Consider the following 17,051-nt stretch of genomic DNA (forward strand, 5'->3'; position numbering starts at 1 on the left):
TATCCGCCTCTAATCACTTGAGATTCTAATCCTTACAAATTACTTAGAAGTGAATTACTTAGCTGTAACATTCCCTGCAACGTCACGAGTAACTTGCATTTTTACTGCTGGAATGTATCCAAGCTCAACGACTTCACCTGTTTGTACTTCGTCTGTCAAGAAAAAGTCAAGGAATGCCTTTACTGTTTCATTTGGTTCGCCGTTTGTATACATGTGCTCGTAAGCCCATACTGGATATTTACCAGAAATAACATTGTCTACAGATGCTTCTACACCATCAAGGCTAAGTGTTTTGATTGAATCATCAAGGTATGAAAGAGCCAGATAACCGATAGCCCCTGGAGTTTCTCCGATCATTTTCTTAACAGTACCGGAGGAATCTTCTTGAATCGATCCTGGGATATCTTCAGTTTTAGTTCCAAGTGCAAAGCTTTCAAAGGTTGCGCGAGTACCGGAGCTGCCTGGACGGTTGATGATTTGGATTTTTTGATCCGCTCCGCCAACTTCTTTAAAGTTTGTAACTTTTCCTGTGAAAATATCGATAAGCTGTTGCTTAGTCAAGCTGTCCACACCAGCATCCGGATGAGTTACTGCTGCGATCGCTACTACTGCTACTTGATGATCTACAAGAGCTGCTGCTTTTTCTGCATCTGCATCTTTTAGTTTTTCTTCTGCGAATACGTCAGAGTTACCGATATCTACTTGTTTCTCAGCTACTTGAGTAAGACCAGTACCACTACCGCCGCCTTGAACCTGAATGTCCACACCAGCATTTTTATCCATGAAATTCTCGGCTACCAGCTCAACCAATGGTTGTAGTGCTGTTGAACCTGAAGCTAGAATCGAACCACTTATTTTAGCGCCGCTACCTTCATTTGTAGCTGCAGCGTTTCCTCCCGTGTTGTTTGCCCCACCATTACCGCAGGCCGAAAGTGCCAGTACGCTTGTTAAAGCCAAAGTCATAACCCAAGATTTTTTGAATTGCATTGTTTTGTCTCCTCCTAAATGTTTTGTTAGCACGGCTTCCTCATACAGTTCATACGGAACTGGCTTCGAAAGCTTTAACATGGTGTTGTGGAGCTTTGGCCCCCATATGCTTGTTTACTGTAAAATTGCATTGTACGCATATGTTATTGTTGTTGTCGGGAGCTTCTTGGCCCCTCTGACTCTTCTTATTCTAGAGCTCGTTCGTTAGAGAAACTTCTTAACTTTGTAAAGCCAACGATAAAAATACCAATAGAAACTATATATATATATAGATTTAATCTATAATGGACATATAATTTGTTATTCAACTAAGCTTTGTGCGGAGGAAAGTCATGAATATTATGAAATTAAAGATCGTTATCCTACTTGAAAAATATAAGAAAGTAACCGATGTAGCTGCTGAGTTAGGCCTTAAACAACCCACTGTATCTTTTCATATGAAGAATCTAGAGAAAGAATTTGGAACGCCTTTATTCCTATATCGAAGTGGAAGAGTACTGCTTACAGATGCAGGTCGGGCCCTTTATCAATATGCACTTAAGATAGTCTCACTTACGTCTGAAGCTGAACGCACTGTTAAACAGTTTGCTTCCCCTTCACAAGGTACATTAAAGCTGGAAGCAAGTTATATTCCTGCAACTTATATTTTACCTAAAGCGTTAATCCAATTCATGAAACAATATCCGGGGATTAATAATTCCATGACGATCCAAAGTGATTCTTTGTTAAAGGAACGACTCCGAAGCCGAGAAATTCAAATGGCTATTTTACACACTTCTGATTGGTATGATGAATCTTTTAACTTTCAGCTCATTGTCCGCGACGAGCCTGTGCTCATTTTTGCACCTGGTCATCCATTCGAAACTATAGAAAAATTAACACCGGAACAGATCGCACTTGAACCTTGGATTCAGCATGAGGTTGGCTCTTGTTTACGGGGATTTGCAGATCAATGGGCAGAATTAAATCATTTTCGTTTATGGAACCGATCCGAGTTGAATTCATCTGACACCTTAAAGAAGTTAGTTAGCGAGGGGGGTGGCGTAGGAATTTGTTCTAAAGCTAGTATTGAAGCAGAACTTGAATTAGGTCGTCTTTCTTATGCTCCTCTACCGGGAGTTTTGCCTGAGAGCGGTGGTTTTGTTCTGGCGTGGCGAAAAGATCATATATTAACGCCGTTACAGCAGTCTTTTGCCGACATATTAAACAACTTATGAAACCTTATACTTTTACAAAAGAGAGAGTCCAAAGCCTTAACGGTTTTGGACTCTCCTTTTTTTATTCTATAAAAGGAAACATTAACTTTTCATTCTCGCTTGTATACATATTTTCCTTCGTAATGAATTCGGAGCCTGTATCCATAACAGAGTCTACTTTATGACCTGAAACGACTTCAAGTGCAGTTTTCACGGCCAGGTACCCCATGGTAAAAGGTTTTTGAATCACCGTGCCCAGCATAATTTCCTTCTCCAGCAAATGAACCTCACTACTGGAATTGTCGAACCCCACCAGCTTCACTTTTGATTTTAAGCCCAAATCCATAATTGCCAGACCCGCTCCTAATGTAGATGGCTCGTTTAAGCCAATGATTCCCTTCAGTTGCGGCTGATTCTTTAGAAGTTCAACAGTTAATTGGTATGCCTTCTGGGAAGAACCATTGCTATAAAGGGTATCGTGCACATGATCTACTCCATTCTGAGATAAAGCATCACGAACCCCCTTCTCCCTCTCAATAGCTGTAGCGGTGCCTGGTACAAAATTCATAATGGCGACTTGATCGTCGCTATGAATATTTTCAATCAACTCCTGCGCTGCTTTACGTCCTGCTTTGTAATTATCTGTGGCGATAAAACTTTCTGATACACCGCCGTTTAGTCCTGAATCCACTGTAATAAGAGTGATACCCGCAGCCTTAATCTGCTCTGCAACCGGAACGAGACGATAATAGTCGGTAGCAGCTAAAATAATGGCATCGGGCTTCTCCTCAATCGCCTGTTCTAGCAGTTGAATCTGCTTATCCACATCTAGCTCGGTATCTGTTCCTATCGTATGGACATCTGCACCGAATTCCTTGGCTGCAGTCGCCACACCTTGTTTCATTACCTCCCAGAATTCAATACTGGTGTCGATAGTCTTAGGAACGTAGATAATGGTTCTGACTTTTGGATCAAGCTCATTCGTAAACATACGATAACCTACCCACCCGAGCGCTATTATGAAGAATAACAATAGAGCGGACAGGCCTATTTTTGACCATAGTGAGCTCATGGATTCTCCTCCTCATAGAGCGCAGGAATTCTTAAAGTGACCGTCGTCCCTTCTTCCATTTCACTTTCAAAAGACAAACCGTAATGATCTCCGAAATAAAGCTGAATGCGATGGTTCACATTCGCGACACCTACTCCACTACCCATCCTGTAATCTGCTTTTTGAAGCAGTAACTTGCCCATCTGCTCTGGATTCACGCCTACACCATTGTCAATTATCTGAATGGTAATATCGTTGTGCTCTCTTTTTCCCCTAATCAGGATGTGGCCTTGCTCAGGATTATGTTTTATCCCATGATAAATTGCATTTTCAACTAAGGGTTGAAGGACTAATTTCAATATACTGCATTTAAGAATATCTTCCTGCACCTCTATTGAATATGTGAATTTATGGCGATAGCGCATGTTCTGAATCGTTAAATAGTGCCGAATATGTTCTAGTTCTCGTGCGATCGGGATCAATTCCTCACCCTCACCGATTGTAGAACGCAGCAGCTTCGATAATGATGAGGTCATTTCCACCACCTCCTCCATCTTTCCGGTCTCTGCCATCCAGATGATTGAGTCTAGGGTATTATACAAAAAGTGGGGCTTAATCTGTGCTTGTAGTGCCTTCAACTCACTCACGCGTTTCATTTCTTGCTCCATAACAATCTGGCTCATTAACTCTTTAATCTTCATAATCATCAAATTAAATGTTCGGGCAAGCTTGCCGATTTCGTTCGTGCTCTCAATCTCCACGCGAATGTCGAACTCTCCGCGTTCAGCCTTTTTCATGTTGATTTCCAAATTCTTGAGCGGCTTAGTCAGTGCGTAAGAAAGAAGCACGGAAATTGCCATGGCAAAGATCAAGCTTACAGCTCCCCACAAGGCAGCCGTCCCTTGCATCTGCTGTTTGTTTGCAACCAGATCATCCGGATAGGTAACCCCCACAATCTTCCAGCCAAAGCTGGTTGTATCCACGGTGTATAGCTTCTGTTCGTTCCCTGTGTTCACCGTAACCGAGCCGCTCTTAATCCCAAGAACGGTTTCCAATTGTTCAAACTTGAGTTGCGAGTAGATCAGCTGCTGTTGAGGATGATAGACTAGGCTCCCTGAGGGATCCACAATGAATACATAACCGCGCTTTCCCAGTTCGATTTGTTTACACAAATTGTTAATCACGCTGTAATTAAGATCCACAAGCAGCACACCCTGTCGATCTGCTTCCATTTCTGAAAAGGTATCTGAAAGCTTTCTACTGATCGATACTACCCATCGGTATTCATCCTGAAATATGTGCTGAACATGTGAGGAGGAGACAGCTACACCCGTTTGGTTCACTGCTTGCTGATACCACTCTTGGGCAATCAATTCAGGAAGCGGTTTCAAAACTGCGTCCAGTCGATCCGACACCGTTATCCCCTCCGAGCTTGCATACACTATAGAAGAGATATCGGTGCGGGATTGGACGACAGATCGAAGATATTGGCTGGCTAACTGCTTATCTTTGACTTTACCTTCTTGTCCCGAACTCGAACCTTTTACATATTTCTCAAGATCACTGCTAGTTAACACCAGAGCAGAAATACTCTCCATGTTACTAATATAGTTTTCGATGTTCAGTTTTACTTGTTCTATTAATTGTGAAGTATAGGCTAAAGAATTCCCCATAACGGCCGCTGAAGAAAGTCGATATGAAGTATAGCTAAGCACTATAGTCGTACAGAGGATAAGAAGTGAAAAAGAAATGGCGATATTATTATGAATACTTCGACTTCGGAAGAAACGATGAGGTTTCATAGAAGAAGATTCTCCTTCTGTCGCTGTCGATATTCCTTCGGTGTGATCCCAACATTACGTTTGAAAATCACACTAAAGTACTGAGGATCAGCATAGCCAACTCTAGCAGCGATGTCATAAGTCTTCAACTGTGTGACGGTAAGGAGTTCTTTAGCTTTTTCCAAACGGAGGCGAGTCAAATACTCAATAAAAGTCTCTCCAGTATGCTGTTTAAAAGTCACACTGAAATAACTGATGCTCATAAAAATATGGCTGCACAGCTCATTAAGTGAAAAGCTGTCATTACAATAATTCTCCCGAATATAAGCTTCTGCTGCTTTCATTTGAGAGGTTCTGACGGTTGTTCTTTGTTCCGATAACTTGAGTATCAGCTCATGGCAAGTTCTCTCTAAATAATTCCTTGCTTCATCTAAAGTCTTAAGAGCTGCAACCTCAGCAAACATATTATGCGAAACAAGCTCTGTATTTGGGAATCCAATATCGACCACATAGTTCATCAGAGAGACGAGCATTTGGTAGATGCTACTGCGGCAATCTTCTATAGAAGAGCTGTTACTCTTTAGCTCCTGAAACCATTTTGAGAGGACCTCCGAGATCGCTGATGCTTTACCGGTCTTCAACGCGGATATGAATTCTTTTTCCCATGAAGAGAAATGTGCTTGATCCAATCCTTTGCCAAACTCAAGATCCTGTATGGAGATAACCTTATCTATGCCTAAAAGATATCGATATTCTATGGATGAAATCGCTTCCTGAAAGGATTGTGGAATTTGCTGCAAGTCAGCGTATTTTCTACCGATGCCGATGGTTGCCGTCAGCTTCAAATACTTGTTCAAACTGGTTTGTACTTGATCCGCAAGAAGTTGTGTTGTGACTTCGATCTCCTCGGAATCCCCTGATAAAATCGCGGCGAGTTTACCATCTCTCGTCTGAAATACCACACCGCCCTGCTCCTTTTCAAGTTGTTCCTGCACTATGTTAAAAGCGGCAAAGCGTAATAGCTCCGCCTCTGAAGCAATATCCAGGCTCCGATTCTCAATTTCTATATCTATTACGATTGCAAGGTTAACCGCACCCCGCAGCTGTATATGGAAATAATTCATTTTATTTTCGATTTCTTCATTTCTCATTCGAGTAGTAACAAGCTTCTCCAGAAATCGTTCGCGTAACAAAGGAAAGCTCTGATTTAATTGCATGCGAAGCTTAGCAATATTGGCCTTTTGTAAATGCTCTTCATCTAAATCCTGCTTCATTTTGCTTAGATACTCGGCAAACTCACGAGCATTGATCGGTTTTAACAAATATTCAGTCACCTTCAAAGATATAGCCTGCTTGGCGTATTCGAAGTCTTCATAACCAGTTACGATAATGACCTTCATGTCCCGGTATCTTTCCATTACAGCTTTGGCCAAACCTAGTCCATCCATAAAGGGCATGCAAATATCTGTAATAATCACATCCGGTCGATACTGCTCTACTGCATCAAGAGCATCTCTGCCGTTATCGAAATCTCCAACAAGTTCAAAACCATGGTTATTCCATGCTATCTTCTGTTTAATCCCCTCACGAACCTCATCTTCATCATCAACTAGAATAATCTTGTACATCCAACACCTCCTCAGCTATGAATTCATCGATTACTTATAATGTAAAAGTTTACCTTTGGGGATAAGCATAATAGAGGTTGCCTTCTTGAGGCAACCTCTATTATTAATCTCTTCTATTCGTACAGCAGAGGTTTGATCTCATCGGAATCTATATTGTTCTTATCGTACCAGTGAAACCCGGTGTCAATATTCTTTTCTACGGTTTCCCCTTTAATCGCCTGCACTGCTGCCTTCACCGCTTGATAACCGATACCAATGGGATCCTGTGTAACAGCGCCGGCCACAACACCACTTCGAATAGCATCCATTAACTGTTTACCGGAGTCAAATCCGATGACCACAATCTTTCCACCCATTTGCAATTCATTTACCGCATTAGCCACACCTACTGCAGATCCTTCGTTTGAGCCATAGATCCCTTTAAGGTCTGGATTTGCCTGCATCATCGCCTTTGCAAGATCCGTGGACTTCAACTGATCTCCACCGCCATATTGCGGTTCTAAGACTTCAATATCGGGATATTTCGCTTTCATTTGTTCTAAAAAGCCATCACGACGCTGTTGACCTGTGCTGCTCGTTTGGTCATGTACGACTAGACCTACTTTACCCTTCTTGCCGATCAACTCAGCCATTTTATCAGCTGCCAAAGCTGCTGCCGCTTTATTGTCAGTCGCTGCTGTTGCTACAGGAATATCGCTATCTACACCGGAGTCAAAGCCAATGATTGGAATATTGTTTTCCTTTGCCTTTTCCAGATATGGAATCGCTGCTTTGCTGTCTAGAGCTGCTAATGCGATGGCTGCCGGTTTCTTGTCTAGAGCCGTCTGCAACATTTCAATTTGTTTATCTACCTGACTCTCGTTTTCAGGTCCTTCAAACGTAATCTCAACATTAAACTCCTTCGCAGCCTTCTCGGCTCCTTGCTTCACCGCTTGCCAGAATTGATGCTGGAAGCCTTTTGAAATGACTGGGATGTATGGTTTGTCTGAACCGGAAGCACTTTTTTTGCTATCACTGTTGTTACAAGCACCAAGTAAGGTAGTAGCCAGTAACAAACTGGCAAGCAAGATAATCCCTCTTCGACGTTGTTTCATTTAATCTTCCCCCTCGTCATTTGTTTGTATATCACTCCGTATGGAGATAATACCTCGTTCACTGCTTCCGTCGGCGAAGAATATCAGCATATACTGCTATGATGATGACAACACCGACAATGACTGTCCGCCATTCCTGAGCAACGGACATAATTTGTAAGCCATTCGTCAGTACACTCATAATTAGCGCACCAATAATCGTACCTAGAATTGAACCTACGCCCCCACTCAAAGATGTGCCTCCAATAACGACAGCTGCTATAGCTTCAAGTTCATAACCAGTGCCAAGTGACGGCTGGGCTGAATTTAGTCGAGATGCCATCAAGATACCAGCAATTCCGCTGAAAATTCCTGTGATAGTGTAGATAACAATCTTCCATTTGACCGTATTCACACCTGATAGGCGAGTTGCTTCTTCATTGCTGCCAAGGGCGAAGTTATAGCGTCCAATAATCGTCTTCGACAAAATGATACTTGCGATAACCCCAAGCAATAGGAAGATAATGATAGTATTCGGAATGCCTGGGATCATCTTCCCCATTGCAATCTTGGCAAAAATCGGATCATCATTGAAATAAATCGGCTTGGCACCCGTTATAACAAGTGATAATCCTTTAGTGACCATCATGATTGCTAGAGTGGCGATGAATGGTGGAATGTTCATCTTCGCCACCATTAAGCCACTTATAAATCCGCATAGTGCACCAGCTAGAATCCCGCCTACAATTCCGAGTGGAACGGGTAGACCCCAGAATGTAATGATGACACCAACCATCACAGAGGAAAAGGTCATCACAGTACCCAAAGCAAGGTCGATTCCACCCGTAATAATTACAAAGGTTGCTCCTAGTGCTAATACACCAATTACAGCTGTAGAGACGAGGATCCCGACTAAATTAGAAAATTGAAAAAAGTTACTTGATGCTATTGAAAATACGATGACCAGTATGATCAAACTTGCGAATGCTAACAATTTTTGTTTAAACCCTGATTGCGCCCCGGCTTGCTTAGAGCCAATAGACTGACTAATCCCTTTATCTGCGATCTTCATGACCTTGACACCTCCGATAAACTCTTGAACGATTATGAACGCATCGTCGCATATTTCATTATCGCTTCTTGCGATGCTTCTTCTGCGAGTAGTTCACCAGTTATACGTCCTTCACACATAACAATAATGCGATGGCTCATTCTTAGAATTTCTGGTAGATCTGAAGAGACTATAATGATCGCCTTTCCCTCGCTCGCTAGCTGATCAAGCAGCTTATAGATCTCACTTTTCGCTCCTACATCAATACCACGTGTTGGTTCGTCGAAGATCAACACATCGCAATCTCTCGTTAACCATTTCCCGATAACTACTTTTTGCTGATTGCCACCGGATAAGAATTTGACTTTTTGACTTACACTTGGAGTCTTAGTTGCTAGTGCTTCCGCATGCTGCTCCGCGGACTTTCGCATCTCCCTATCTCTCATCCATCCGAATACATTACGGAATTTATAGAAGGAAGCAATTGCATTATTCATGCTAATGTCCATATCTACAAGCAATCCGTATCTTTTGCGATCTTCAGATAAATAACCGATGCCATGCTGCACCGCTTGATGAGGCTGTTTTATACGAACCGTATTTCCATGTAGCCTAATCTCACCCTTATCGATAGGATCAGCCCCAAATACGGCACGAACAACCTCAGTACGTCCAGCACCCATTAACCCAGCGAAGCCCAGAATCTCACCTTTATTCAGATGAAAGCTAATATCCTTTAACAACTGTCCACTGGATAGATTTCGAACCTCTAATACGACTTGCTGTGTCTGCAACGAAACCGTTGGCTTCGACGTTTGATACAGTTCACGACCAACCATCATGCTGATAATTTGATCAATCGTTACCGAATCCGTCCGAACAGTATCCACATAACATCCATCCCGCATGACTGTAATGCGGTCTGTGATCCGTTTCAACTCATCCATGCGGTGAGAGATGTATATAATCCCTACACCTTCTAATCGTAATTTCTCGATCATCCGAAACAACTCGTTAATTTCCGTATCTGTCAGGGCTGCAGTTGGTTCATCCATGATCAGTACCTCCGCATTAAAGGACAAGGCTTTGGCGATTTCCACCATTTGTTGGTTAGCGACCGTCAGGTCTGAGACCAAGCTCTTCGGGTCCAGCTTAAGATTCATTTGATTAAACAATTCCTGCACTTTACGATTTAACTCCAGATCATCAACGAACCATTTCAGTGCCTTCCGCGGCTCACGGCCAATAAATATATTTTGGGCCACTGTAAGATGCGGCATTAGATTCAGTTCCTGATGAATAATACTGATCCCGAGTTCCTGTGCAGCGCGTGTATTGACAATCTCCACCTCAGATCCCTTGTACCACATCTGACCCGCATCCTTGGAATACACCCCTGTTGCAATCTTCATCAGGGTAGACTTCCCTGCGCCATTTTCACCAACTAAGGCATGAACTTCCCCACGCTTCAGCTCAAATTGACATTGATTCAATGCATGAACACCTGGGAAAAATTTATCAATCCCCGTCATTCGTAGTAATACTTCGTCCATTTCATAACCACCTCAAATCCTTTATGAATGCCTTTCCGTAAAGTAACCGCTTTCAAATGTTGAATGTAAAATTATTGTATTACCTATACGTTTCCAATGTAATGGAATATTCTCCGTAAAAAAGTTTAAAAATTTATGTTTTAAACAAAAAAACGACTGCGCCGTCCTCTCAGGGACGATGCAGCCGTTTCTACGAGAAATATAAGGTTATTGTAACGTGTAAACATATACTCTTACAGGTTCTGACCATTACCAGCCACCAAGGTGAATGTCTTTGGTATTCCTTTATCATAAACGTCCGAGGATAGATTAGGCTCTTCTACCAATTGACGGATCACAAGTCCGGAACTGGCAGCGGCTGTTACAATTTCTCCAAGCGTCCAGCGACGCCAATATACCACGCTATGCTCCTGTTCGCCTGCTGGTTTGCCTGTTGAAGGCAAATACTTAGAGTATGAGACTCTTTTTTCTTCCAATGTCGTGTCGAAGTAGTCACCGCTGACTTTGTGTTTGCGAACCTTCGCTGTAGAACCCTTAGAGGATATAAGCTTAGTCGTCACAGGATGGAAATCGCGCAGAATAAAAATCCCACCAGGAGAAAGTAAATGGTGGACTGTTTCCATAAAAAGAGCAAGGTCGGTAAAGTAATGAACAATCCCTAACTCCGCAAATACGATATCATATGAACCATCCAGTACGTGATCTGGAAGCTTCAGAACATCCGATACGATATAGTTTAGCTGAACACCCGCTTCTTGAGCGAGTTCAGCAGCATAACGCGCATTAGCCTCCGAGAAGTCGGCAACAGTTACGTCCGCCCCGAGTAATGACAGAGCGACTGCCTTCATTCCGTTTGATCCCATGAGATTCATCATCTTTTTACCCTGTACATCTCCAAAATAAGAAGAGAGCGGGTACAGCTTTGCACTTGGTTCCTTAATTAACTTTGCTGCTGCCTCTGACGGTGTACCAAATCGAGCAACCCAAGCTGTGTACGTGTCTTCGTTCCATAGTTCCTCACTTGTTGGCCCAATGCCTTTTCCAGAATGCAATTCTAAATTTTGATCTTGTTCTTCCATACCTTGCGACCCCTTTATGATTAAAATATCTGTTATGAAGCATTCTGAATGGCTTCTGCCACCTGAATCGTTTTCTTTCTTCCAGTATACAAATATACGCCAAGTCCAAACATAACCAAAAGTCCACCTGCCCATTGTAGCGCAGTTAATTGTTCACCCAAGAGCAGATACGCGAGGATACTTGCCCCCACTGGTTCTCCTAAGATGTTCATAGATACCGTAGTTGCGGATACATACTGAAGCAGCCAATTAAATAAAATATGCCCGAACACCGTTGGAACCACTGCTAGCAAAACGAAGATTCCCCACTCATTTGCAGGATAGTTGAAGAAGGAAATCCCCATGATCAGATTGTAAATGGCAAACACGCCAGCCGCTGACAAGAATACTATCAAGCTATACAAATATGAGGGCATGCGCACTACAAGCCTTTGACCGATAAGCATATGCACAGCTACCGCGACTGTTCCTCCAACCGATAGCAAATCACCTTTAAGATTATCCGCAGAGATTCCAATATCTCCCCAGCCGATAAATACTACTCCGCCAATAGCGATACTCAACCCTAGAATAGCAGACACAGCTGTTTTTTCCTTATACAAAAAATAAACGCCCAGCATTATAAACACGGGCTCCAGCGCCATGATCATTGTTGAACTAGCTACCGAAGTATACTTCAAAGAGCCCATCCAAAGCAAAAAATGTAGCGCTAGCATAGTGCCTGAGAGCACTAGCATGATCCAGTCTTTTTTACGAAGCGCGAACGCTGCTCCGCTGTATGGTCTTGCAAAAGGCAACATCAGCAGCGAGGTGAACAACAGCCGATACATTCCTTGTATAGATGCTGGTGCTGCAGACCACTTGATAAAAATGGCAGAAAAAGAGATGGCCACAATCCCAATCAACATTAAAATTGGAATAGGAAGTGGCGGTTTTTTAAGCTTCACATGGTACGCGTCCTTTCAATATCTTAAGTCACTTATGTTAATTTAACGCAGACCGTGAAAAAATGCATCTATTTTCATTAGATTTCGCTAAAAAAAGCATAAGCAATGTCATTTCTGACGAGAGCTCATGCTTCTTAAAGCCTAAGGTTTCAGAACCACCTTGATGCAATCCTCTTTTTTCTCACTAAAAATGTCATAGCCATGCTCCGCTTTACTGATAGGCAAGCGATGCGTAATGATATCTGTAGGATCAAATTTATTCTCTTTAATCATCTTATAAAGTAAAGGCATATAATGAATCACTGGAGCCTGTCCCATTTTCAAAGTAATGTTGCGTTCAAATAGATGACCCAAAGGGAACATATTGTAAGTAAGTCCATAAACCCCCACAAGCTGAATAGTTCCGAATTTACGTACGATATCCGAGGCCATTCTAAATGCGCTGAGTGAGCCTCCTTGTAGCTTCAACGTGGTCTCCACTTTCTCCAAAGCAGATATTTTGGCATCCAAACCTACACAGTCAATAACTACATCTGCGCCCCCATGTGTTATCTCCTTCAAATGAGCTTCAATATCCTTAATCTCTTCAAAGTTGTAAATTTCTACATTATTTGTCAGCTTCGCATGCTGCAGACGGTAGCCAATATGATCAACCGCAATGACTCTTGAGGCGCCTTTGATCCAGGCAAACTTTTGAGTAAGCAGTCCAACAGGCCCGCAGCCGAGAACAATGACTGTATCCCCTGGCTTCACTCCGCCGCTTTCTACGCCCCACCAAGCAGTAGGCACAATATCAGATAAGAAAAGAATTTTCTCATCTTCCATTTCTGCATCCTCAGGAACAACAAAAGGACCGAAATTACCATAAGGAACCCGCAGTAATTCGGCTTGCCCTCCTGCAAAGCCCCCATAAGTATCGGAATAACCCAGATACCCGCCTGTATCCTTGGCGTCATTAGCATTGTCGCATTGACTCTCCATCTCATGCTGGCAGAAGTAGCACTGACCACAGGCTACATTAAAGGGAATAATGATCCGGTCGCCTTTCTTGACTTTAGTTACGTCTGGACCGGTCTCCTCAACAATCCCCATGGGCTCATGGCCAATAACATAATCATCATGCATACCTGGAATTTCACCGTTAAAAATGTGCAGATCTGAGCCACAAATCGCTGTAGAGGTAATTCGTACGATAATGTCATCCTTTTTCTCAATCTTCGGATCAGCAACCTCTTTAACTTTCACTTTCTTCTTCCCTTGGTAGGTTAATGCTATCATGCTGTTAATCCGCTCCTTTGAAGTATGGCATAGGGTAGAACGATAACGTGTCTTTCTATGTTATAACCCTAAGCCCTATCCTCTTATCCATGAAGAAGCGGAGAATACATCATAAGCGCATAATTATCCGTTACAGCTACATCTCCAACTAGGTCGCCTGTACGTGTGAATATTTTTCGACTGATCTTATTGCTACGAATATATCCGCCCCATGGTTCTAGGCTTATCCGATGATCACTTTCGTACACTTCATATTTATAAAGGGACTGCTCATCGCATCTCCATTCCCCATGAAAATGACTGTCATCCAGCCAGAGCTTTAATTGATACGTTTGATTCGTGTTATTCTTCACTTGAAGATCCAAATAATTATAAGAACAGGTAGCCCCGCTTCCAAATGGCTGTGTGCGCTGTTCATCTGGAAATACATCATAGCTGTGCCGATGCCGTTCCGTAACCGTAAGAGGAGTATGCAGTGTCATCCAGTAGATCAGATTAGACAACTGGCATAGCCCCCCGCCAACTCCAGAATGAAAACCGCCATAATGCAGAACCATACCTTCCAGATAACCTTTTCGCTTACTGGGCTTGCCGATGCATCTCCAATAGGAAAACGTCTCCCCCGGCCGCACCATGAGTCCATCCAGTTTCGCGATCGCCAGCCGTAAATTTGTTATTTTATTATATTGAAGCACCATATCTACATTCCGAAGACTACGTAATAACGGTGTAGCGTGAGTCATGGCCTCATAAGATAAAATATCACTAGTGCGCTGCTTCGCCATCTTGCCGCGATCAGTACACCATTTCAAGTATCTTTTCCAAATAAAATATCGCTTTCCGGCAAATAGTCTAAGTCGAGAACGCTGAATAGGTTTCATGGCAGCCTGTGGGGTATTCATCTAGAACTGAACCTCGCTTTCAGCTCGTAACTGGGCGAATCTACCTCCAATTACCGCATTATGATGCTTAACGATCTCTCTACTACTCAGAACCCCGCTATCAAAGGTGCTATGAGCATCTGAAACCAGCACACTTTTATATCCCATGCTATATGCGCGTCTTATCGTTGTATCTAGACAGAATTCACTTTGCATCCCACAAATCACCAGATTCGTGATCCCGAGCTTCTGTAGCTCATCTTGCAACACGGTTTGGTGAAAAGCATCCCAAGTAGGCTTCTCCACAATAACTTCGCCTTCCTGCGGTGTGATACGATGACTGATCTGCCATGTGGGCGTACCTTTTGTGTATTCCTCATCTTCCGTATGTTGAATATAAACAATTGGAGTACCTGCCACCCTAGCCTTATGCTGAAGGGAAATAATTCTCTCCATCACACCCTCTTCATCGTACAGCTTTTGATCAGGATAGGAGAACATAGCTTCTTGAACATCAATAATTAACAGTGCAGTTAAATTTCCCATTAGGTACCTCCTATAACTTTTATGAAAATCATACCAGATTATGGGACATTCTATCTACCTTTTTAAAGACTCAAATCAACAAAAAAAGGGCATCTGCTATGCAGACACCCATTACATTACACCCCTTTTTACTTGCCACGCTTATTATGCCAGATTAAAGCATGCAGCTGTGGTAGTACACGCACTCTATTCATTTCAGGATCTAAGATTACTTTATTAAACAACCATTCCAGCCTCCCCAAAAGTCGAGCAGAAATGTCACCCTCTTCAGTGACATCATCATTCCCAGGCTGCAGATAGAGCTGCACATTGGGATATCGATGGTGAATGTCTTTTGCATAACCGAAGTCCTTATCGTCAAACACTACGACTTTAAGACTGTGTGTGGTACGGCCCAGATTCTCCAGCTTACTCATGATGTTATCTAGCATTTCCCAATTCGTTGTCATCCCTGAGCTTGGCGGCTTCGGACTAATGGTCAGCACATCCACGTCATTGAACCATTCCTGCCATTTACTGCCCTGAGTTTCTATTGCAGCTTGTATCCCTCGCTCATGTAGCAGGTTAATAAAAGTGCCCATCCCATCACCAATTAAAGCAGGATTGCCGCCTGAAATCGTAACACAGTCGAAATTATCTCCAGCTATAGCTATAAGTTCATTCATAATCTCATCCGAGGCCATCATTCGAACCTTATCCTTAGCCGAACCATCCCAAGTAAAAGCGGAGTCACACCAGCCACAGCGATAATCGCAGCCATAGGTGCGGACAAACATAGTCTTCACACCAATTACCGCACCTTCACCTTGAATGGTCGGACCGAAGATTTCAATTACAGGAATCTTACTCACAATCACAGCCTCCATACAAGCGGTAAGATGGTCCATCCTCAGGAATATCTTCAGCCAGCACTTCTGCCCAAGAGGTTGGTGTCTCCCATAGCTTTACAGCGTACAAGGGAAGCCCCGCTTGCTTAAGCTTGTATGCTATATATGAAGACATATTCTCAACGGTGGTCCGGAAAGACAGCAAAGCTACTTTGGAACCCGTATTCGTTAACGTCTCTAACACAGGTTCATTTCCCATAGCGAGAAAAGCATGATCTAGACGGTCTACAAGGCTTTGCTGCACTGTTGTTTTGATATCGCTGAAATCAATTACAAACCCTTCGTCCGAATGGCCTTCCGCGGTCATAGGTTTGCCCTTAAGCACTACTTCGAGCTTATACGTATGACCGTGCAGGTTACTGCACTTCCCTTTGTGACCCACTAACTGATGCGCCGCGTCGAACGTAAATATTTTGCAGACTGAGACCTCGTTAAGCATTAAGAACGGACCTCCGTTCTTTCCGCCTCATATTGTTCAAGTCCCCGCTGACGTAATAGACATGCTGGACAAGTTCCACAACCTCTGCCAATTATGCCGTTATAACAGGTCAGAGTGTGTTCGCGAACATAATCAAAATAACCCAGTTCATCGGCCATCTTCCACGTTTCTTTTTTATCCAGCCACATCAGTGGAGTGTGTATTGCAAACTCATAGTCCATAGATAAATTCAGTGTAACATTCAATGATTTCACAAAAACATCACGGCAGTCCGGATATCCGCTAAAGTCCGTTTGGCAGACTCCAGTAACAATATGGGAGTAACCTAACTGTTTAGCTAATATTGCGGCAAAAGATAAAAACAACAGATTTCGTCCGTCCACAAACGTACTTGGAAGGTCATCGCCTTCGCCAGCCACAATATCAATATCCTGCCGTGTTAAAGCATTTGGTGCCAGTTGATTCAGCAGTCCCAAATCAAGAATATGCTGTTTTACATTAAACTTAGCTGCTATTTCTGTAGCAACTTCGATTTCAGCCGCATGACGCTGATTATAGTTGAAGGTAACTACCTGCACTTCCTCAAAATGCTTCAATGCCCAAATCAGGCAAGTGGTGCTATCTTGTCCGCCGCTGAATACAACTAGTGCTTTTTTATTCATCTTAATCTCTCC

Annotated in this window: 16 protein-coding genes; 1 reads left to right on the forward strand and 15 read right to left on the reverse strand. The window is 42.9% G+C overall.

Features of this window, described 5'->3' with window-relative positions:
• Nucleotides 1-54 precede the first annotated feature (54 nt).
• Nucleotides 55-987: a phosphate ABC transporter substrate-binding protein gene (locus tag R50345_RS16015; protein WP_042132223.1), complete on the reverse strand. Its 933-nt coding sequence runs from the start codon at nt 985-987 to the stop codon at nt 55-57.
• A gap of 332 nt (nt 988-1,319) precedes the next feature.
• Between R50345_RS16015 and R50345_RS16020 the strand changes: the two genes are divergently transcribed.
• Nucleotides 1,320-2,204 carry a LysR family transcriptional regulator gene (locus tag R50345_RS16020; RefSeq protein WP_052414623.1) on the forward strand — a complete coding sequence of 295 codons (885 nt, stop codon included), beginning with the start codon at nt 1,320-1,322 and terminating at the stop codon, nt 2,202-2,204.
• 61 nt (nt 2,205-2,265) lie between these two features.
• Here the strand turns inward: R50345_RS16020 and R50345_RS16025 are convergent, their stop codons facing one another.
• The 14 genes from R50345_RS16025 to queC all read right to left on the reverse strand — a co-directional run bounded on the left by R50345_RS16025 (nt 2,266) and on the right by queC (nt 17,039).
• Entirely contained in the window at nt 2,266-3,255 is a 990-nt protein-coding gene (locus tag R50345_RS16025) for a substrate-binding domain-containing protein (protein ID WP_042128139.1), read from the reverse strand.
• On the reverse strand, nt 3,252-5,036 hold the full coding sequence (locus R50345_RS16030; protein ID WP_042128141.1) for a cache domain-containing sensor histidine kinase: 1,785 nt from the start codon (nt 5,034-5,036) through the stop codon (nt 3,252-3,254). The genes R50345_RS16025 and R50345_RS16030 overlap by 4 nt, the downstream gene beginning before the upstream one ends.
• Nucleotides 5,033-6,643: a response regulator gene (locus R50345_RS16035; RefSeq protein ID WP_042128143.1), complete on the reverse strand. Its 1,611-nt coding sequence runs from the start codon at nt 6,641-6,643 to the stop codon at nt 5,033-5,035. Before R50345_RS16035 ends, R50345_RS16030 begins: the two co-directional genes overlap by 4 nt.
• 113 nt (nt 6,644-6,756) lie before the next feature.
• The gene (locus R50345_RS16040; protein ID WP_042128145.1) at nt 6,757-7,737 is read right to left on the reverse strand and encodes an ABC transporter substrate-binding protein; all 981 of its coding nucleotides are present in this window, start codon (nt 7,735-7,737) and stop codon (nt 6,757-6,759) included.
• Between the two features lie 58 nt (nt 7,738-7,795).
• Nucleotides 7,796-8,788 (reverse strand): ABC transporter permease, encoded by a 993-nt coding sequence (locus tag R50345_RS16045; protein WP_042128147.1) that lies wholly within the window; start codon nt 8,786-8,788, stop codon nt 7,796-7,798.
• Between the two features lie 32 nt (nt 8,789-8,820).
• Complete coding sequence (locus R50345_RS16050) at nt 8,821-10,320, reverse strand: sugar ABC transporter ATP-binding protein (RefSeq protein ID WP_042128149.1); 1,500 nt, start codon at nt 10,318-10,320, stop codon at nt 8,821-8,823.
• A 233-nt stretch (nt 10,321-10,553) separates the two neighbouring features.
• Nucleotides 10,554-11,399: a class I SAM-dependent methyltransferase gene (locus R50345_RS16055; protein ID WP_042128151.1), complete on the reverse strand. Its 846-nt coding sequence runs from the start codon at nt 11,397-11,399 to the stop codon at nt 10,554-10,556.
• Nucleotides 11,400-11,431: 32 nt separating this feature from the next.
• Nucleotides 11,432-12,346 carry a DMT family transporter gene (locus R50345_RS16060; protein WP_197069682.1) on the reverse strand — a complete coding sequence of 305 codons (915 nt, stop codon included), beginning with the start codon at nt 12,344-12,346 and terminating at the stop codon, nt 11,432-11,434.
• Nucleotides 12,347-12,487: 141 nt separating this feature from the next.
• Nucleotides 12,488-13,624 (reverse strand): zinc-dependent alcohol dehydrogenase, encoded by a 1,137-nt coding sequence (locus tag R50345_RS16065; protein WP_042128153.1) that lies wholly within the window; start codon nt 13,622-13,624, stop codon nt 12,488-12,490.
• A gap of 83 nt (nt 13,625-13,707) precedes the next feature.
• A complete protein-coding gene (locus R50345_RS16070) occupies nt 13,708-14,526 on the reverse strand; it encodes a VanW family protein (protein ID WP_042128154.1) in 819 nt (272 codons plus the stop codon).
• Complete coding sequence (locus R50345_RS16075) at nt 14,527-15,051, reverse strand: cysteine hydrolase family protein (RefSeq protein ID WP_042128156.1); 525 nt, start codon at nt 15,049-15,051, stop codon at nt 14,527-14,529.
• A gap of 128 nt (nt 15,052-15,179) precedes the next feature.
• A complete protein-coding gene (gene queE / locus R50345_RS16080) occupies nt 15,180-15,902 on the reverse strand; it encodes a 7-carboxy-7-deazaguanine synthase QueE (RefSeq protein ID WP_052414624.1) in 723 nt (240 codons plus the stop codon).
• The gene (locus tag R50345_RS16085) at nt 15,895-16,377 is read right to left on the reverse strand and encodes a 6-pyruvoyl trahydropterin synthase family protein (protein WP_042128160.1); all 483 of its coding nucleotides are present in this window, start codon (nt 16,375-16,377) and stop codon (nt 15,895-15,897) included. Before R50345_RS16085 ends, queE begins: the two co-directional genes overlap by 8 nt.
• A complete protein-coding gene (queC, locus tag R50345_RS16090; RefSeq protein ID WP_042128162.1) occupies nt 16,377-17,039 on the reverse strand; it encodes a 7-cyano-7-deazaguanine synthase QueC in 663 nt (220 codons plus the stop codon). The genes R50345_RS16085 and queC overlap by 1 nt, the downstream gene beginning before the upstream one ends.
• Nucleotides 17,040-17,051: the final 12 nt, after the last annotated feature.

The sequence above is a fragment of the Paenibacillus sp. FSL R5-0345 genome, from assembly GCF_000758585.1.
In the GTDB taxonomy this organism is placed as follows: domain Bacteria; phylum Bacillota; class Bacilli; order Paenibacillales; family Paenibacillaceae; genus Paenibacillus_AQ.